The organism is Agrobacterium sp. K11 (assembly GCF_059429395.1).
The window spans coordinates 90,576-108,217 of record NZ_JCAHRB010000001.1 but is presented as its reverse complement, the minus strand read 5'-3'; the positions used below and the strand labels follow the sequence as shown (position 1 = coordinate 108,217).

The window sequence follows — 17,642 nt, the reverse complement described above, 5'->3', positions numbered from 1 at the left end:
TTCACGCGGCCTTTTCATGGTCCCAGAAATAGACGGTCGCCGGCTCCGGCTCCCAGACGCGGGCATTTTCGATGCCGGGCAGATTGACCAGCGCGCGGTATTCAGAGCCGAAAGCGACATATTGATCGGTCTCGGCCATCACCGCTGGCTTGCAGGCGATGGGATCGCGCACCACGCCGAAACCGGATTTGGTGCCGACGACGAAGGTAAAGAACCCGTCGAGATCATCGAGCGCGCCGGTCAGCGCTTCGCCCAGATCCTTGCCCTTGGCCATTTCAGCCGTGAGATAGGCGGCGGCCACTTCCGAGTCGTTCTGGGTTTCGAAGGTCATGCCCTCGCGTACCAGTTCCCGACGCAGATTATTGTGATTGGAGAGCGAACCGTTATGCACCAGGCACTGGTCGGCACCGGTGGAGAAGGGGTGTGCGCCAAGCGTCGTCACAGCCGATTCCGTTGCCATGCGGGTGTGGCCGATACCATGGCTGCCCGCCATGGAGCGCACGCCAAAACGGGCGACGACATCTTTCGGCAGGCCGGTTTCCTTGTAGATTTCTACGCTGTCGCCGGAGCCCATCACCCGCACATTCGGGCGGATGGCAGCCAGGACCGAGCGAATTTCCGTGAGCTTTGCCGATGGAATATCCAGGACCGCGTGGGTGCTTTTCACCGCAACCGAAGCTTCAACGCCATTTTCCTTCAGCGCTTCGGCAAGGCCCGAAAAATCGGCGACGGGATCGGCCGACTGGATGGTCACTTTTGCCCTGCCATCGGCAGCGCTTCCATAGATCGCGATGCCGGCGGAATCCGGTCCACGATCCGTCATGGTCACGAGCATGTCCGAAAGCAGCTCACCCAGCTGCGGTTCAAGGCTTTTGTCTTTCAGGAATAGTCCAACAATGCCGCACATCGACAGGCACCTCCATTCGTTTCTGAATGAAGAGCTAGCATATGGAATTCCATCTCGTCAACTATCAGGAATATTTTTTTCTTCTAAGGCAACTTTTCAATCATTTGTCAGCCGCCTTTGCGGATAGGAAATGATCGACAGATAGCGAGCGGGAAGCTTCACCAGCTCCTCCGGTCCGTGCGGCGCATCAGCATCAAAAAACAGGCTGTCACCCGCCTGCATGGTGAAAAGCTGCTCGCCGTGGCGATAAACCACCTCTCCCTCCAGCATGTAGAGGAACTCCATGCCCTCATGCTGGAAGGTAGGAAATACATCCGAGTCCGTCGTCAGCGTGATGAGATAGGGCTCGACGGTGACGCCGCTGGTATTGTTGTCGATATGGCCAAGCAGGCTGTACTGATGGCCGGCGCGGGTGCCTCTACGCTCGATGTTCACCCCTTGGCCCGCCTTGACGAAGGTGGCGCTGCGCGGCTCCTCGAAGCCACGGAAGAACGCCGTGATCGGCACGCCGAGCGCCTTTGAAAGCGTCTGCAGCGTGGTGAGGGACGGCGAAATATTACCGTTTTCGATCTTTGAGAGCATTCCCACCGATACGCCGGTGGCCGATGCGAGATCGGTGACCGTGATGCCCAGCTTCTTGCGATAGGCACGCACCTCATGGCCGATCGCCATTTCGAGATTATTGACCCTCGGCTCGCGAACCGCATGCGGGTCCTGCGACAAAAGCGCAGGCTCGGTCTTTGTGCTGTCCTTTGCCATGTGATCCTCCGGCATAAAGCATTTTTCCTTCTTTAAAGGAAAACTATTTTAATTCAGAGGAAATTTTTACATCGCAGCATCGGTAAAGCCTGCGGAAGGTCAGTACGTCACTCTGCCATCGGAGAGATCAAAGACGGCACCAGTATAGAGGCATTTCAGTGGACTACGGACACGCGCTGTCCATCGTAGTCTTACGCTGATATTGAAGCTCACGCCTAAGACGCCGCCAAGCGGTGCCAAGAATTACCCGGCACCGCTGGATTTCGAAAGGCCCCTCGACCAGTCAATGGCAAGAGCCGTTCCTGCGGAGTTCAGGCTTCGACCAGCTCGCGAACATCATCAACGAGAAAATGCACGATCACATAGCGCGTCGTGTATTTCTGACCGCTATCGGACACGCTCTCGACGCTGCCGCCGTCGGAGGGATGCCATTTCTGATAGTGAGGATTGTTGGCGATCAGCGTAATCGCCTTGCCCGAAAACCTGCCGGTCAGCCGATAGCGAGCCTCTGCAAGATGCCAAATCTTTTCAAAATCCTGCTGGCTGATGCGGGCTTTCAAAGCCTTCTTGGATATCGTTTCTTCGGGCGAACTGTCGTCGTGTGCCCCCGATGGAATATGCAGGTCAACCTCTTCCGCGCCGTCCAGCAGAAAGGCAAATTCGTCTGGCCACATCCGTCTCACGTATCGCTCCTCCCAAAGCTTATCGTCCTACAACACAATTATGATAGCGCCTCTGCCGTAAGAGGCAATGGCGGATATGAGAGAGCACTTGCCGGCATCCCAATTTTTCGGGAGCGTGGCCTGTGGGCCTCCAACATGTGCTGAAGATCGCGGGTGGGACGCAACGAAATGGAAGCCAACGGCTATCTCAACCAGTCTGCCGCCGCTGACGCAAAGCGGCACCGGCTTCGCTAGCGGACTGCAGCATCAAAGCGACAAACGAATGAATCAGGCTATCTCGGAAAAATCTTACGGCTCAGCGTAAATTATGGCGGAGAGGGTGGGATTCGAACCCACGATACCCTTGCAGGTATGCCGCATTTCGAGTGCGGTGCATTCGACCACTCTGCCACCTCTCCGCATGCGCGAACGCTTGCGTTGCGCGCTCCTCATAAACATCAATGGCGGGACTGACAAGGGAAATTTCGTGTTTGTGTCACAAATTATTCGTCACGGACAAGGCTGTATAAATGCTTCGGCTTCTGGCCGTTTTGTGGATATTTTTCACGTGGCGCCACACGGCTTCACTCCTGCACGTCACATTCGGGCGGTGGCGTCACAGCTGGTGATAGCGACGTAAGATTTCCACGATCCGGTCATCCTGTTCCTGATCCGGCAGAAGGGCGGGTTGCCGGCTGGCGCCGACGGATGGGTCCTGAAGGTAAAGCGAGCGCTTGACCATGGCGGGCGCAAAACCGAGCGCATAGAGATCGGTGCGAAAATCCGTATAGATCGCCTGCTGGCGTTCGGCCTCGGCGATATCGCTGGCGTTGAAAGCATTGAGAATGCCGGCAAGTACATGCGGGAGCGCGTTGCCGAGGCCGGAGATGCAGCCGGCGGCACCGTTCTGCAACGACCAGAGAACGAGATGATCCGGGCCGGAATAGACTTCGAAACCGGGAATCTCCTTTGCTACCTGTAGATAGGCTTCCAGCGTTTGCTGCGCACCGCCCGAATCCTTGATGCCGGCAATGTTGCCATGGGCGGCAAGTTTGCGGGCGGTTTCCGGCTCTATGTGGTTCTGGGTTCGGGCGGGAATATCGTAAAGATAGACCGGTGTTTCGACGGCGTCGGCTACAGTCGAGAAATGGCGGATCAGCCCATCCTGGGTGCAGGCGATGAAGAAGGGTGTGATGACGGCAATACCGTCTACGCCGATGCGGTCGAAGGCTTTGGCGAGTTGCAGCGTTTCGAAAGTGGCGGGCATGCCGGCGTTGACGATGACCTTCGCACGGCCCGCAACTTCGTCCACCACCTCTTCCGTCAGCCGGATTTTTTCTTCATGCGTCAGTGCGGTGAAATCGCCGTTAGTTCCGGCGCACATGATGTTGTTGCCGGCCGCCACCTGACGGCGCACCTGCGCACGGGTCGCTTCGTAATTGATGGTTTCGTCCTCGTTGAAACAGGTCACGAGCGCGACGAAGGCTTGTTTTGTCATGAAAGAACTCCGCTTGGATTTCCAATAGTGTGATCGGCATCGGCCGGACGCACAGACTGCATATCGGGGTCGGGATCGAGGCTGGCGGAAAGAAGGGCGCGCGTATACGCCTCGCGCGGCGCTTCGAAAACCTGCCGGACAGTCCCGAATTCCACAACCTCTCCCCGCTGCATGACCATGACGTGATCGGCAAAATCGCGGACCACCGGCAGGTCATGCGCGATGAAGATGAAGGAGAGGCCCATTTCACGGCGCAGCTTGTCAAGAAGTGCAACAACCTGCGCCTGGACAGACACGTCGAGCGCCGAGACCGCTTCATCGCAGATGATGAGCTTCGGCTCCAGCGCCAGCGCGCGGGCAATCGCGATCCTCTGCCGCTGCCCACCGGAAAACTGATGCGGATAACGGCGCATATGTTCCGGCGAGAGGCCGACCTGATGCAGCAATTCCGCGACCCGTTCGCGCCATTTCGCTTTGGGTAGTATGTCCGGATGGATCACCCAGGCTTCGGAAACCAGCTGGAACACAGTCATGCGGGGGTTCAGCGACTGGGTTGGATCCTGAAACACCATCTGTAAATCACGCCTGAGGGCAAAGAGTTCGGCAGGCGAAAGCTTGAAGAGATCACGCCCGTTCCACTCGGCGCTGCCGGCATCCGGCTCGTCGAGCCGGAGCAGAATGCGCGCGAGTGTCGATTTGCCGGAACCGCTTTCGCCAACGACAGCTATGGTTTCCCCCGCCATAAGGTCGAAGGAAACGCCCTTCAGTGCCTCGAAAGCCCCATAACGTTTGCGCACATCGCGCACACGGAGGAGCGGTTCGCCGGTCGCATTCGGCTCGTGCATTTCGCCCCTGCCGGGGGCGGCGCTGATGAGCTTGCGGGTATAGGGATGCTTTGGGTTGCGATAGACCTCGCGAACCGTGCCTGCCTCCACCAGCACGCCCTTTTCCATCACGACCACCCGGTCGGCGATTTCGGCGACGACGCCAAGATCATGGGTGATGATGAGAACGGCCATACCGGTTTCCCGCTGCAATTCCTTGAGCAGGGCAAGAACTTCAGCCTGAACCGTCACATCGAGTGCCGTGGTCGGCTCGTCGGCGATCAGGAGATCGGGCCGGAGCGCAAGCGCCATGGCGATCATCACACGCTGGCGCTGGCCGCCGGAAAATTCATGCGGATATTTCTTCAAGGCTCCGTCCGGATCAGGAATTCCAACACGCGCGACAAGCCGCCTCGCCTCCGCTTCGGCTTTCGCCCTGTCCATTCCATGGGTGGTCATCGCCTCGCGGATCTGCCAGCCGACGGTATAGACCGGATTGAGATGGCTGAGCGGGTCCTGAAAGATCATGGCGATGCGCCGGCCATTGATCTCGCGGCGGGCCTCAGCCGGCATTGTCAGAAGGTCTTTGCCATCAAGAAATATCTGGCCGCCGCTGATACGTCCGGGCGGCATGTCGATGAGGTTCATGATGGCCGAGGACGATACCGATTTGCCCGAGCCGCTTTCACCGAGGATCGCAAGCGTTTCACCACGGTCGATATGATAGGAAACATCCTTCACCGCATGCACGACACCGCCTGCGGTGTGAAACTCCACGGAAAGGTTGCGCACATCGAGAAGATGGTCAGCCATGTTTGCGGCCTTTCATTTCCAGCCGCCAGCGCTGCACAGGGTCGAGCGCAATGCGCAGCCAGTTGGACAGCAGGTTGAGCGACAGGGTGGTGAGTATGATGGCAAGGCCCGGCCAGAAGGACAGCCACCAGGCGTTGGTGAGGTACTGCCGCCCCTGCGAGATCATCAGGCCCCAGGTGATTTCCGGCGGCTGAATGCCGATACCAAGGAAAGACAGCGCGCTTTCCGCCAGCATCACATAGGCGAAATCGAGCGTCGCAAGCGTTGTCAGCGTCGGCAGGACCACGGGTAGAATATGGCGGAACAGGATACGTTTGCCCGATGCGCCCATCACGCGCGCCGCCTGTACGAACATGCGTTCACGCACCTCCAGCACTTCGGCCCTTGTGGTGCGGATGTAAACGGGGATGCGGGTTATCGCCAGAACCAGCATCAGGTTGAGGATGGATGAGCCGAGCAGATAAAGCACGATGACCGCGATCAACAGTGACGGAAACGACATGATCACGTCCGCGAGCCTCATGATGATCTGGCCAACACGGTTGGAGGAAAAACCGGCGATCAGGCCAAGCACGGTGCCGGTGACGGCGGAAAGGAAAACTGCACCGGCGGCGATCATCAGTGTATTTTGCGTGGCGGCGACCATGCGCGCCAGCAGCGGGCGACCGAGCGCATCCGCCCCCAGCCAGAAATACCATTCGCGTTGCCATTCGAACGGGGCAAGGTTGCGTCCACGCAGGTTCTGCTTCGTCGCCAGCTCGCCAAGCCACGCCGGGCCGACAAAGGCGAGAATGATGACGACGACGAGGAAGATCGCGGCGCAGAGGGCGAATTTATCCGCCCACAACATGCGCAGCATGCGCGTTGCAAAGGATGGCTCATCAATGATTTCTGTATCGGCGTTTGAAAGGCTCATGGCTGAACGTCTCCTCAGTGCCGGATACGCGGATCGAGCAACGCATAGGCGATATCGATCAGAAGATTCATCAGGAAGATCGCAAGCGCGGTCACAAGAATTGCTGCCAGCACGACGTTGAAATCGCGCTGAAGAATGGAATCGATCATCAGCTTGCCAACCCCGGGGAAACCAAAGATGGTTTCGACGATGACTGCGCCGTTGAGAAGGCTTGCCGCCTGATCGCCGATGACGGTGATGACCGGTAGCATGGCGTTTCGCAAGGCGTGGATGAAGATGATCGGACCCGATTTCACACCCTTGGCGCGCGCCGTTTTGACATAGGCAGAGGACAACGCACCGATCATCGAGCCGCGCACCACCTGAACGATGATGCCGAAGGGGCGCACGAACAGAACCGAGATCGGCAATATCCAGTGCAGGACCGAGCCGGTGCCGGAGGTGGGTAGCCAGGCGAGATTGACGGAAAACACGACGATCGCCACGATCGCGAGCCAGAAATCCGGCACGGAAGCGCCGATGAGCGAAATGGTGGAGGCCATGCGATCGAAGAAGCCACCGGAGCGGAAAGCGGCAAGCGAACCGACGACGATTGCTGCTGTGGTGACGAGCGACATGGTGATGACCGCAAGCCACAGCGTCCAGACGAAAGCCTCCAGCACCACATCCAGCGCAGGGCGGGCTTTCCTGAGCGATTCACCCAGATCCCCCGTCATCACGTCGCCCGCGTAGCGCAGGAACTGCACCATCAGCGGATCGTTCAGCCCATGCAGCGCACGAAACTGCTGCTTCAATTCCTCCGAAGCCTCCACCGGCAAAAACAGTGCGGCCGGGTCGCCCGTCAGGCGGGAGAGGAAGAAAACCATTACGATGAGGCCGATCAGGGAGATCAGGCTCGCAACGGAACGTTTTCGGATGAAGCTCAGCATGGTTACCTCCGGTGTTCAGCACGACGGCGAAGCTAAAGCTCCGCCGCCGCTCTTTGGCAGATGAGATACCGGCTTACTTGATGCCGATTTCCGAAAGCTGCAGCATCGAATTGGTGGCGATGGTGGGCTTGAAGTCCAGCCGTTCAGAGACGCGTGAGAAGCCAACCATGTGGAACAGCAGCACATCCGCCACGACATCGTCATGCAGGTAGACGATGAGCTCGGACCAGAGCTTGGCGCGTTCATCGCCGACGGCTGCGGATGCTCGTTCGATCAAGTCATCCACCTTGGGGTCCGAGAAACCGGATTGCGTGCCCTTGGTGGCATATTTGAAGAACATGGTGAAGGACGGATCACCCTTGGAATTGTCGTGCATGGCAGCGACGATCTGCGGTCCCCGGCCTTCCTTGAAGGGCTTGGAATAATAGCTTTCGTGCTCGGCCACTTCCACGAATTTGAGGTCGATCTTGAAGCCGACTTCCTGCAATTGCTGCTGGATCGCCTCCATGATCTCGGTGACATTAGGGAAGTTCGCGGTGCGCGCGATGATGGTGATCGGCGTATCCACCTTCACACCAGCAGCTTTTGCCTCCTCCAGCAACTTCTTCGCGCCATCAGGGTCGTAGGGGAAAACCTTGACATCAGGGTTCCAGCCGAGGGTGGTCGGCGGAACGAGTGCGGTGGCCAGCACAGCACCTTCGGGAACCAGCGTGCCGAGGAAAGCCTGCCGGTCGATGGCGAGGTTGAGTGCACGGCGCACCCGCACGTCATTCAGCGGCGCGATGTTGTGGTCGAGGCGCATGTAGACCGTCTCGCTGTCGAGATAGGAAAAGTCGGTCTTCGGGTTTGTCGCGTCGAGCTGCGAAATGGAGGGTGAAAGATCGGCTTCGCCGGTCTGCACCATGGCGGCGCGAACCGAGGGATCAGCGCGGAAAAGATAGGTCGCTTCCGTCACCTGCGGCTTGGCGCCCCAATAGTCGTCACGTGCAGTCAAAACAATCTGCTGGCCCGGTGTCCAGTTGGTCAGCTTGTAAGGTCCGGTGCCAACAGGCTCGCGGATAAATTCCATCTTGGTTTCTTCGGGCACGATGGTGACGAGCGACATCAGGAGCGGCAGAATGGGCTGGGCCGGCTCTGTCTTGAAGTCGATCGTATGGTCGTCGACAATCGTGGGGGTGACGGTCATACCGCCGAAGTAACGACGGGATTCGCATGCATTCTTGTCGCTCATGATGCGTTCGAAGCTATGCTTGACATCCTTGGCATCGAAACCCGTTCCGTCGGAAAACTTCACGCCTTCACGCAGGTGGAAACGCCAGCTGCCATCCGCGTTCTGCTCCCATTTTTCAGCGAGGCGCGGCTGCACGCCGTTCTTGCCGCGCACATCAAGCTCGGTCAGCGTCTCGCTGACATTTTCCATGATGATACGGCCAATATTGGAGCGGGTCGCCATGCAAGGCTCCAGCAGGTCAGCCTCTTCCGCCAGCACGATCTTGATCGGCCCCGACGCCGCAAGCGCCGGCGAAACCGCGGCGCTAAGGCAACCCATAACAAGGGCGCCCGCAATCAATGACTTCTTCATTCCGTTCTCCTCCCAGATCAGAAATTCAGCAACATGGCGGCGTGCCGCAAGAGGCATTCAAAAGCCCCGTCTCCTGCATTGAGGAGCATGGCGTGCGGATGATCGTCTCCTCCACCCGTTATCAAAGCATCGACGCTATCACATTTTTTGTCAAATTATTTTTCAGAAGGATTTTTTATTGAGGCCTAGTACAGAAGTTTTATCGTTATAAAACATATATTTATTTTAAGTCATCAAAAATTTTAGGACCTCTTTTTGTCTTAAATAAACTTGACAACTTTTTGAATATGTCATTTTCATCAGACCAAGAGGAGACCACGATGACCCCTGATGACATTGCTCACGCCATGACCGGAGCCATCCATGCCGTTTCGGAAAACCGGCACGAAGCGTTCCTGCCATCGCCGATGATCCAGAACCATGCGAGCTTTCTGCACCTTCTGCAGGACGGCACCCTGCTGTGCGCCTGGTTTGGCGGAACGCTGGAGGGAAAATCGGATATTTCGATCTTCGCGTCCGCGCTCACACCCGGCGCGAGCCGGTGGGGAGCGCCGCAGCGCCTGAGCAACGATCCCGCCCATTCCGAACAGAACCCGGTTATTTTCACCGCACCTGATGGCACTCTCTGGCTGTTTCACACCGCCCAGCCATCCGGCAATCAGGACGAATGCCGCATCCGCATGGCGCGGGTCGTACGCGATCCGGCAATACCGGAAAAGCTTTCCACCGAAGATGGCCGTTTTCTCGATCTTCCGAAAGGCTGCTTCATCCGCGCGCCGCTTCGCATCCGCGATGACGGCGCCTGGCTTCTACCGATCTTCCGCTGCGTCCAGCGCCCCGGCCAGAAATGGAACGGCAGCCACGACACCGCAGCACTCGGCATATCGAAAGATAACGGCCTCACATGGCAATTGCAGGAGCTGGCGGGCTCGACCGGCTGCGTTCATATGAGCCCGGTTGCGGGCGCGAATGGACGCTACTCCGCTTTTTTTCGCCGCCGTCAGGCCGATTTCGTTTACCGCACGGAAAGCACAGATGGCGGTCGCTCGTGGGCAGAGCCGCAGCCGACCGACGTGCCGAACAACAATTCCTCCATCGCCGCGATCAGGCTCGCAGACGGCAGACTGGCAATGATCTGCAACCCCATCAACGCCGCGCAATCCAGCGACCGCCGCGCCTCGCTTTATGACGAACTGGGCGAGGAAGACGACAGACCGGATGCCGATCCGAGCGGTGGATGTGTGCCCATATGGGGTGTGCCGCGCGCGCCGGTTTCCATCTGCCTGTCCGATGACGACGGCCGCAGCTTTCCTACCCGGATTTTGATCGAGGACGGGCCGGGCACCTGCCTGTCCAACGATTCGACCGACGGCTGCAATCTGGAAATGTCCTATCCATGGCTTCTGGAGGCAGCGGACGGTACCCTGCACGCAAGCTACACCTATCATCGCCGCGCAATCAAATATGTCCGGTTGGCGCCCGGCTGGGCAGACGCCAAGGACGGGAGAATCGGATGAGCAACATCATTGGTATCACCATGGGTGACCCCTGCGGCGTCGGCCCGGAAATCACCGTCCGCGCGCTTGCGGAAATGTCCGCCCCGGATAGGGAAGCAACGCGGATTTATGGCAACCTTGCAACGCTGGAAGCGGCGCGGGGCGCGCTTGGCATCGACATCGATCTTACTCGGAATGTGGTCGATCTGCCGGTGGAGGGTGCGCCGCTGCCATGGGGCACGCTGTCGCCGGTTGCCGGAGACGCCGCTTTCCGTTTCATTGAAAAAGCGGTGCGGGATGCCGAAGCGGGCGCAATCGGCTGTATCGTCACTGCTCCGATTAACAAGGAGGCCCTCAATCTTGCGGGCCACCATTATGACGGCCACACCGGCATGCTGCGCAGCCTAACTGGTTCTTCAGCCGCCTACATGTTGCTTGCCTCCGAGCGGCTGAAGGTCATTCACGTCTCGACCCACGTGTCCCTGCAGGAAGCCATTCGACGGGCAACGACGGAGCGGGTGCTGGCGACCATCCGCGCTGGCAATGCTCATTTAAAGCGCATCGGTTACGAGCGGCCGCGCATCGCGGTTGCCGGTATCAACCCGCATTGCGGCGAAAACGGTCTGTTCGGCACCGAGGATGATGACCAGATTGCGCCAGCGGTTGCCGCCGCGCGCGCTGAAGGCATCGAGGTACACGGGCCGATCTCCGCCGATACCGTGTTTCACCGCGCCTATTCGGGCACTTTCGATCTGGTTGTCGCGCAATATCACGATCAGGGCCATATCCCGATCAAGCTCGTCGCCTTTGATACCGCCGTCAATGTCTCGGTCGATCTGCCGATTGATCGCACTTCGGTCGATCATGGAACGGCCTTCGACATCGCCGGCAAAGGCATCGCCAATCACGGCAACATGAATGAGGCCATAGCCTATGCGCGCAAGCTCGTGGCGGGCAAGGGCGCAAGAGGATGAACACCATGTCCACAGCCTCCATTCTCATCCATCAGCCGCGCAGGCTTGCCGTTGGCGCCGGCACCATTTCCCAGGTCGGCGCCTGGGCCGGCAAAACCGCTTCGACCCTGGTGATCGCCACGCCGCTGACAGCGAAATTTGCCGACCGGCTGCAATTGCAGGGTCCTTTCACTGTCTTCGACGCCATTCCCGGCGAACCGGACACAGGGACGCTCGATGCAGCACTGGCCGCAGCGCGCGCCGCCAAACCCGATCTCGTCATCGGCCTCGGCGGTGGCTCGGTGATGGATGTGGCGAAACTCGTCGCCGCACTCTGGAATTCCAGCCAGACGCTTGAGGATGTGGCAGGACCGAACAGGGTCGCAGGGCGCGACACCAGGCTCGTCCAGATTGCCACCACCGCCGGAACCGGCTCGGAAGCCGGGATTCGCTCGCTCATCACCGATCCCGTCAAGGGCAGCAAGGTCGCGGTCGAAAGCCCTCATCTGATTGCCGATTTCGCGGTGCTCGATCCGGAACTCACCTATTCCGTGCCATCAGCTGTGACAGCGGCGACGGGGGTGGATGCAATGGCGCATTGCGTGGAGGCTTTCACCAATCGCAAGGCCCATCCGATGATCGACGGTTTTGCCCGCATGGGCTTTTCACTGGTGGGCAAATATCTGGCGCGCGCCGTTCGCGACGGCGCGGATACCGAAGCCCGCGAAGGAATGATGCTCGCCTCCTACTATGGCGGCATCTGCCTTGGCCCGGTCAATACGGCGGCGGGTCACGCCATCGCCTATCCGCTCGGCACGCTTCTCAACCTGCCGCACGGGCTGGCAAACGCTATCGTCTTCCCGCATGTTCTGGCTTTCAACCAGCACGCGGTTTCGGCAAAGACGGCGGAGGTGGCCGGAGCGCTTGGGCTTCGCGAGCATCTTTCATCCGATGATCTTCGCAAGGCAGCGACAGATTTCTGCGCCGGCCTCGGCATTGAAATGTCCCTTGCGCGGCACGGGGCAAGCGAAACCGACCTTCCCCGTTATGCGCAAGACGCTCACGCAATCCGTCGGCTGATGGACAACAATCCCGTCGATATGAGCCTTGAAGACGTGCTCGGCATTTACCGCCGCGCTTTCTAATCGAAAGTCCGGTGCGCTACCGCGCGCACCGGCTCGCCGTCACTTGCCTCAATCCGTATGCGAAGACTCGAAGAGGCGGTCACGTGATCCCGTCAGATGGTCGTGCATCAGCCGCCGCGCGGCCTCGGCATCTCCTTCGGCAATCGCCACCGCAATCGCCTCGTGCTCGGCAAACACGCGGGTAAGGCCGGATGCCTCACGCTTCACCGACATGCCGTGAAACTTCATTCCCACCGCAATGTGGTCCTTGAGAGCCTCCATCGCAGTCGAGAAATAGCTATTCCGTGCCGCCCGCGCGATGGCAAGGTGGAACTGATAATCGGCATCCTCACGGTGGGACTGGCGATTGGTCGCGTCCCGCATCAGCTCGAGCGCCTTTTTGATTGCGACGAGCCTCTCGCCATCATGCCGCAGGGCCGCCGCCGCCGCCGCTGCCGGCTCCAGAGTCAGCCTGAATTCATAACAGTTCAGCAGGTCAGCGACATTTTCGAGCTGGCCGAAGCCCAGCGGCTCGCGCAGGCCGAATGCCCGCACATAGCTGCCGGAACCCCTTCGCGAATAGATGAACCCCTGTTCGCGCAGCCGCCGAAGCGCCTCGCGGACCACCGGTCGCGACACTTCGAATTCCATGGCGAGTTCATGTTCGGTCGGAAGCCGTTCATCCGGCTTGTAGGCGCCGGATTTGATCGCCCGGTGCATTCTCTCGAAAATAATGTCCGGAAGTGCCTTGCGCGCCGTTTCTTTCATCAGCCCCATCTGGTCAGCTTTCTCCAGCGTCATTTTCGCCAAGCATCATTTTCGCAATCCGTTTCAACGTGTCAGCTTGCCCAAAACCACCTGACTTCGCAATGATACATTGGTCGCCGGACCAGCCGACACCAAGACCGGGCAGGCACTCGCCGGCAAGGCGCAGACGCGATACCCCCATGGCAAGCAGCACCGCTTCGGCCGTGGCGCCGCCGGACAAAAGCAACGTGTCGGTCCCGGTGGTGAAAAGCGGCACGACGCCATACGCCAGCCGGTCTGAAACCTCGAGCGGGGAAAGATTTTCCGCCCCTTGCGTCGCGTAAACGAGCGTCAGCCTGGAACGAGCATGCGCGTGAAACGGCACGACGCCATTGGGTGCATCGGTGACCGATACCAAACCCGTTCCTTTAAGGATTTCAATTTGTTCAACGGTGATCGGGTCACGCGAACCTATGACGAAAAGCCCCTTACCCGCGGGAATAGATGCCGCTTCGGGCACCGCCTGCGCTGTCATCATTTCGGCCAGCGCCTCGGCCAGCCCTCGCGCGCCCACCAGAAGATCAACCCCGTTTGCGCGCCCGGCAAGCAAAGCCTCCCTGATGTCCGCATGCGATAGGGTGTCTGGTATTGCGCAGCGGCTGGCGTGACCGCCCAGTCTTTCATGAACCGAAATCGTGCCGTCAACGCCAAAGCCGGACACGGAACCGTCTACGACGATGCGTCCAAAATCCGGAATGGCTGGCGCTACAAGCGCGTGCCGATAGGAAACAGCATCCATTTCCGCGGCGATATGTCCTTTCAGGCGGGAATCGATCTTCTTGAACAGAATTGTATCGGCCGGAACCAGTGCCATCAGTTCCTGCGTACGGCGGCGGGCTTCATCCGCCTTGCCATCCCGACAACCCAGATTGACGCTGAGGACGGCCGGCGCATCGGCCACCGCTGCAGGGACGCCCTCAAGACCGATCGCAACTTCAGTCGAAAGCCCACGCCCGGCGAAGGGGGCGGCCGCATCAAGCGCACCGGTCAGGTCATCGGAAAAAATCAACAGCACGGGCGAAACCTTAAGAAAAGTTGTAATGTTTTCCTTCGATAAATTTATTTATAATCAATAGATAAATGGATGTGAATAACAAAAACAACACGACAGCTCGATTAGCCGCACCGACACATGTCGTCGTCATCGGCGAAAGGTGGCAGGGAGAGGTTGATCCCTAGACGAACCGGAAAGGCAGGCCTGAGATGAGCGCTTTGACAAAGCGCTTTTTCTGAAAGCGACCGTTTAGCGAAACGCGCGGCAACAGCATCGGCTTTTCAAGGCTATGGGCCCCAAGAACACCGGCCTGCGTGGTAACAGCTACGGGAAATCCCGCATCAAACACCGCTTTCGCTTCGCGTTCTCCCACGGCCTTTATCCAGCCATAGGGATAGGAAAAGGACCTCGGCCGACGGCCGACATAGGTCTCCACCCGTCTTGTCGATTCCTCGATTTCGTAGGCAAGACGCGCCACATCGATCTTGCGCATGTTCACATGCATCATGGTATGCGCGCCGAGATGGACCAGGGGATCGCTCGACAGCGCCTTGAGTTCGGCCGCATCCATAACGAGTTTTTCCACGATCGCGATCGGATCGATACCATGTTGCCCCGCGACACGGTCGATCCTCTCCACCGCCTCGTCCTCCGCGAATATCTGGACGAAGTTTTCCAGACGCGCAAAGGCTTCCGCTTTTTGTGGAAGGCTGCCGGATTTAATCTCCTCCGGCCCTGTCCCGAAATCGAATTCAAAGGACGTGGCTTTTTGCGTCAGCGCGGCAGTGGTTTCCCACCACACGCTACGCGTCCGCTCCACAAAACCCGGCGTGATGAAAATCGTATAAGGAACAGCATATTTTCGGAAAATCGGTGCAGCATATTCGGCATTGTTGCGATAGCCATCATCAAGTGTGAAAGCACAGAACGACCGTTTCTCGGAATTATCGGCGAGCAGGCCCGGCAGATCGTGCAGATGAACGGGAACGAGACCACATTCGAGCGCCGCCTCTATCGCCTCTTCCAGAAATTGTGGCGTGATCGACAAGTGTGCATTCGGCGCAAAAGCTGACGCTTCCTCGTCCGGACGAACATGGTGGAGCGTGAAGATCACGCCACGCCCGGCAAGAGCCGGAAAAGCCGCACGAACCGCCGGCAGGGAAGCTACCTCCAGCCCCGCCCTTATGACCCCATATTTCAGAGAGCGTTTTACCGACCGCAAAAACACCATTACCGATTACCGCAACTTCAAACCGGGCAGGACCCGTTTTTTGATGACTCTCCAGACCGTCAGCGGCAGGTCGATAAGGCCCGGCAAAGGATCGTTCGCCGCAAAAGCCGCCCAGCTGCGGATTGTGCGCAGAGAGGCGACATACTCCCCAATTCCCGCCTGTCCCCGTCGATTCAACGTCAATGCGGCAATGGCGTCACGGACAAGATAGGACCATGACACACCTTGCCGCGCATCGAGCATCTGGCCGCGCGGCATGTCGTTGGCAACCTGCCACAGCAGCGCGCCGAGATCGATGCCGGCCGCTGAACACAGGCCGAACCACGACCATGGGCGCGGATTGACATCGAGAAGTTTCAGCGATCCATCCCTGCCATCCCGCTTGAACTCCACCTCGACCAACCCGCTGTGACCGGCCGATTTCAATATTTTCCTTGCCGCATCGATCGCTTGAGGGTTGTCGACAACCTCGACACAGGTGCTGGTGTAACCAAAATCGACGGGATACTGACGCAGGCGTCGGGCGGTGAATTCTGCAACAGGCTTGCCGTCGCGCCAGAGCGCCGCATAGGAAAACTGGCTTTCTCCCCCGCCGGGAATGAGCTCCTGCACGACGACATTGCCCGCGCCGATCTCGCCGCTCGCAGCGGCAAAAGCGGCTTTCAGCGCCTGCCTGTCATCGGCGCGGATAACCTTCGCCCGGGAAATCGCGGTATCGCCCCCGCCCATATTCGGCTTCAGGATAACGGGAAACGTCACGTCCAGCGCATCGGCGTCATCGGACGAGGTCATGGCATAGGTCCTGGGGAAGCTGACACCGAGTTCCGCCGCGCGTTTGTAGAGCAGCGGTTTCTCGCACAACCATTGAAGGGAGGACCAATCAGGCAGGACGATTTTGTAAAGGGCGGAAAGCTCATCGCGATGTTGTGAAACGAGCTGAACCTCGCCATCCCCTGATGGCACCAGAAGACACCCTTTCAGATGATGCTTGTCTGCCATATCGCGTAAAAACGCCATCGCCCCTGCATCAAGAGGACCGGACCAGCGGATCGTGTTCTTCACGAAACGCGACCAGCCCGGCAGCGGTGAATCATGGGTGATATAGTGCACAGGCACATCAAGGGCGCCAAGGCTGCGGGCAAGGGCAAGCGTGCCGTGAGCGCCACCAACAATAACAACACCTGGAATGGTCACAGCCTGATCCCCGCCCTATTCCATACCTTGATCGCAAAAATTGATAAATAAATTGGATATTTCTAAAGTATTGCGCGTTCGGAGATCGAATTGGCGGAGCCGAAGAGCCTCATGCTCTTTCGGCTGCCTGCGAACGGTTGGAAGTTTGCTTCGAAGGCAAGCGCCTTACGCCTCTTTGCGCACAGGGCGCGGCTCGCCTTTGTCATCCACCGCTACCATGATGAAGACGGCCTCCGTAACCTTTTCCCGGGAATCCTGATAGTGCCTGCGGGTCCAGGCCTCGATCTTGAGCGTGACGGAGGTGCGCCCAACCTTTTCGATCCTGGTATAGACACACAATGTATCGCCGATCTTGACCGGTTTCTTGAAGACGATTTCATGAACCGCCACTGTGACGGTACGCCCGCCTGCCACATCATTGGCGCGGACGAAGGCGGCAAGGTCCATCTGCGACATCACCCAACCGCCGAAAATGTCGCCGGCCGGATTGGCGTCAGCCGGCATGGCAAGCGTTCTGAGCGTGAGTTCCATATCGGCGGGCGGTTGCTGTTCCATATCAAATTCCTTTCAAGAACCTCCCGCCGCCGGATTTAAACAACCGCGCCCCCTCAGCCAATAGCCGATTTTTCGCGGCAGCCCTTCCAAAACAGCAAGGAATCACGAAGCCATCGTAAGCTTCGGTTAACCATGATGCGGCACGATTCCAAAAAACCGCGAGGGCGTGCGAATGGCCTATGACTGGAGTGGAAACAATAAGATACAGCAGCGCTACGACCGTATCATTCTCGCGGTTGCCAGCGTCATTGCCATCAGCCTGGCGACCGGCACCTTTGTTCTGCGCTCGCAGATGGAGCCGGACGGCACCATAAGCCTTGCCAAACAGCAACGGCTGGACCTCGAAAAATGGCATTTGCGGCTTTGATCCGCACGATAGTGTCAACAGCAGCATAACC

At 58.6% G+C, this 17,642-nt stretch carries 17 protein-coding genes and 1 tRNA gene; 4 read left to right on the top strand and 14 right to left on the bottom strand.

Features of this window, described 5'->3' with window-relative positions:
* Position 1: 1 nt before the first annotated feature.
* The 9 genes from AC5SEO_RS00450 to AC5SEO_RS00410 form a co-directional block, all read right to left on the bottom strand.
* Positions 2-907, bottom strand: a complete 906-nt coding sequence (locus AC5SEO_RS00450; RefSeq protein ID WP_019564960.1) for a class II glutamine amidotransferase — start codon at positions 905-907, stop codon at positions 2-4.
* A 96-nt stretch (positions 908-1,003) separates the two neighbouring features.
* Positions 1,004-1,681: a helix-turn-helix domain-containing protein gene (locus tag AC5SEO_RS00445; RefSeq protein WP_019564961.1), complete on the bottom strand. Its 678-nt coding sequence runs from the start codon at positions 1,679-1,681 to the stop codon at positions 1,004-1,006.
* A gap of 296 nt (positions 1,682-1,977) precedes the next feature.
* Positions 1,978-2,340, bottom strand: coding sequence for a hypothetical protein (locus AC5SEO_RS00440; protein WP_003511512.1), 363 nt, complete (start codon positions 2,338-2,340; stop codon positions 1,978-1,980).
* 317 nt (positions 2,341-2,657) lie between these two features.
* Positions 2,658-2,747 (bottom strand) — tRNA-Ser (locus tag AC5SEO_RS00435).
* A gap of 197 nt (positions 2,748-2,944) precedes the next feature.
* Positions 2,945-3,826 (bottom strand): dihydrodipicolinate synthase family protein, encoded by an 882-nt coding sequence (locus tag AC5SEO_RS00430; RefSeq protein ID WP_174068928.1) that lies wholly within the window; start codon positions 3,824-3,826, stop codon positions 2,945-2,947.
* Positions 3,823-5,463, bottom strand: coding sequence for an ABC transporter ATP-binding protein (locus tag AC5SEO_RS00425; RefSeq protein ID WP_174068929.1), 1,641 nt, complete (start codon positions 5,461-5,463; stop codon positions 3,823-3,825). Before AC5SEO_RS00425 ends, AC5SEO_RS00430 begins: the two co-directional genes overlap by 4 nt.
* Positions 5,456-6,379 carry an ABC transporter permease gene (locus AC5SEO_RS00420; protein ID WP_112178520.1) on the bottom strand — a complete coding sequence of 308 codons (924 nt, stop codon included), beginning with the start codon at positions 6,377-6,379 and terminating at the stop codon, positions 5,456-5,458. Before AC5SEO_RS00420 ends, AC5SEO_RS00425 begins: the two co-directional genes overlap by 8 nt.
* A gap of 14 nt (positions 6,380-6,393) precedes the next feature.
* Entirely contained in the window at positions 6,394-7,308 is a 915-nt protein-coding gene (locus AC5SEO_RS00415; RefSeq protein ID WP_003511517.1) for an ABC transporter permease, read from the bottom strand.
* Between the two features lie 73 nt (positions 7,309-7,381).
* Positions 7,382-8,890: an ABC transporter substrate-binding protein gene (locus tag AC5SEO_RS00410; protein WP_174068930.1), complete on the bottom strand. Its 1,509-nt coding sequence runs from the start codon at positions 8,888-8,890 to the stop codon at positions 7,382-7,384.
* A gap of 320 nt (positions 8,891-9,210) precedes the next feature.
* Here AC5SEO_RS00410 and AC5SEO_RS00405 point away from each other — a divergent pair, with 320 nt between their 5' ends.
* Genes AC5SEO_RS00405 through AC5SEO_RS00395 form a run of 3 tightly spaced genes read left to right on the top strand, consistent with a single transcriptional unit; the run spans position 9,211 to position 12,484 of the window.
* Positions 9,211-10,407: a sialidase family protein gene (locus tag AC5SEO_RS00405; protein ID WP_112178521.1), complete on the top strand. Its 1,197-nt coding sequence runs from the start codon at positions 9,211-9,213 to the stop codon at positions 10,405-10,407.
* Entirely contained in the window at positions 10,404-11,360 is a 957-nt protein-coding gene (gene pdxA, locus AC5SEO_RS00400; protein WP_003511520.1) for a 4-hydroxythreonine-4-phosphate dehydrogenase PdxA, read from the top strand. The genes AC5SEO_RS00405 and pdxA overlap by 4 nt, the downstream gene beginning before the upstream one ends.
* Complete coding sequence (locus tag AC5SEO_RS00395) at positions 11,357-12,484, top strand: iron-containing alcohol dehydrogenase (protein WP_112178522.1); 1,128 nt, start codon at positions 11,357-11,359, stop codon at positions 12,482-12,484. The genes pdxA and AC5SEO_RS00395 overlap by 4 nt, the downstream gene beginning before the upstream one ends.
* Positions 12,485-12,532: 48 nt before the next feature.
* On the opposite strand, the gene AC5SEO_RS00390 is transcribed toward AC5SEO_RS00395, so the two are convergent.
* The 5 genes from AC5SEO_RS00390 to AC5SEO_RS00370 all read right to left on the bottom strand — a co-directional run bounded on the left by AC5SEO_RS00390 (position 12,533) and on the right by AC5SEO_RS00370 (position 17,244).
* Complete coding sequence (locus AC5SEO_RS00390) at positions 12,533-13,240, bottom strand: FadR/GntR family transcriptional regulator (RefSeq protein WP_003511522.1); 708 nt, start codon at positions 13,238-13,240, stop codon at positions 12,533-12,535.
* A 4-nt stretch (positions 13,241-13,244) separates the two neighbouring features.
* Positions 13,245-14,285, bottom strand: coding sequence for a four-carbon acid sugar kinase family protein (locus AC5SEO_RS00385; RefSeq protein WP_112178523.1), 1,041 nt, complete (start codon positions 14,283-14,285; stop codon positions 13,245-13,247).
* Positions 14,286-14,445: 160 nt separating this feature from the next.
* On the bottom strand, positions 14,446-15,495 hold the full coding sequence (locus AC5SEO_RS00380) for a polysaccharide deacetylase family protein (RefSeq protein ID WP_112178524.1): 1,050 nt from the start codon (positions 15,493-15,495) through the stop codon (positions 14,446-14,448).
* A gap of 6 nt (positions 15,496-15,501) precedes the next feature.
* Positions 15,502-16,689, bottom strand: coding sequence for a carboxylate--amine ligase (locus AC5SEO_RS00375; RefSeq protein ID WP_112178525.1), 1,188 nt, complete (start codon positions 16,687-16,689; stop codon positions 15,502-15,504).
* Between the two features lie 165 nt (positions 16,690-16,854).
* Complete coding sequence (locus tag AC5SEO_RS00370) at positions 16,855-17,244, bottom strand: acyl-CoA thioesterase (RefSeq protein WP_003511527.1); 390 nt, start codon at positions 17,242-17,244, stop codon at positions 16,855-16,857.
* A gap of 172 nt (positions 17,245-17,416) precedes the next feature.
* Between AC5SEO_RS00370 and AC5SEO_RS00365 the strand changes: the two genes are divergently transcribed.
* Positions 17,417-17,611 (top strand): hypothetical protein, encoded by a 195-nt coding sequence (locus tag AC5SEO_RS00365; RefSeq protein WP_013761913.1) that lies wholly within the window; start codon positions 17,417-17,419, stop codon positions 17,609-17,611.
* Positions 17,612-17,642: the final 31 nt, after the last annotated feature.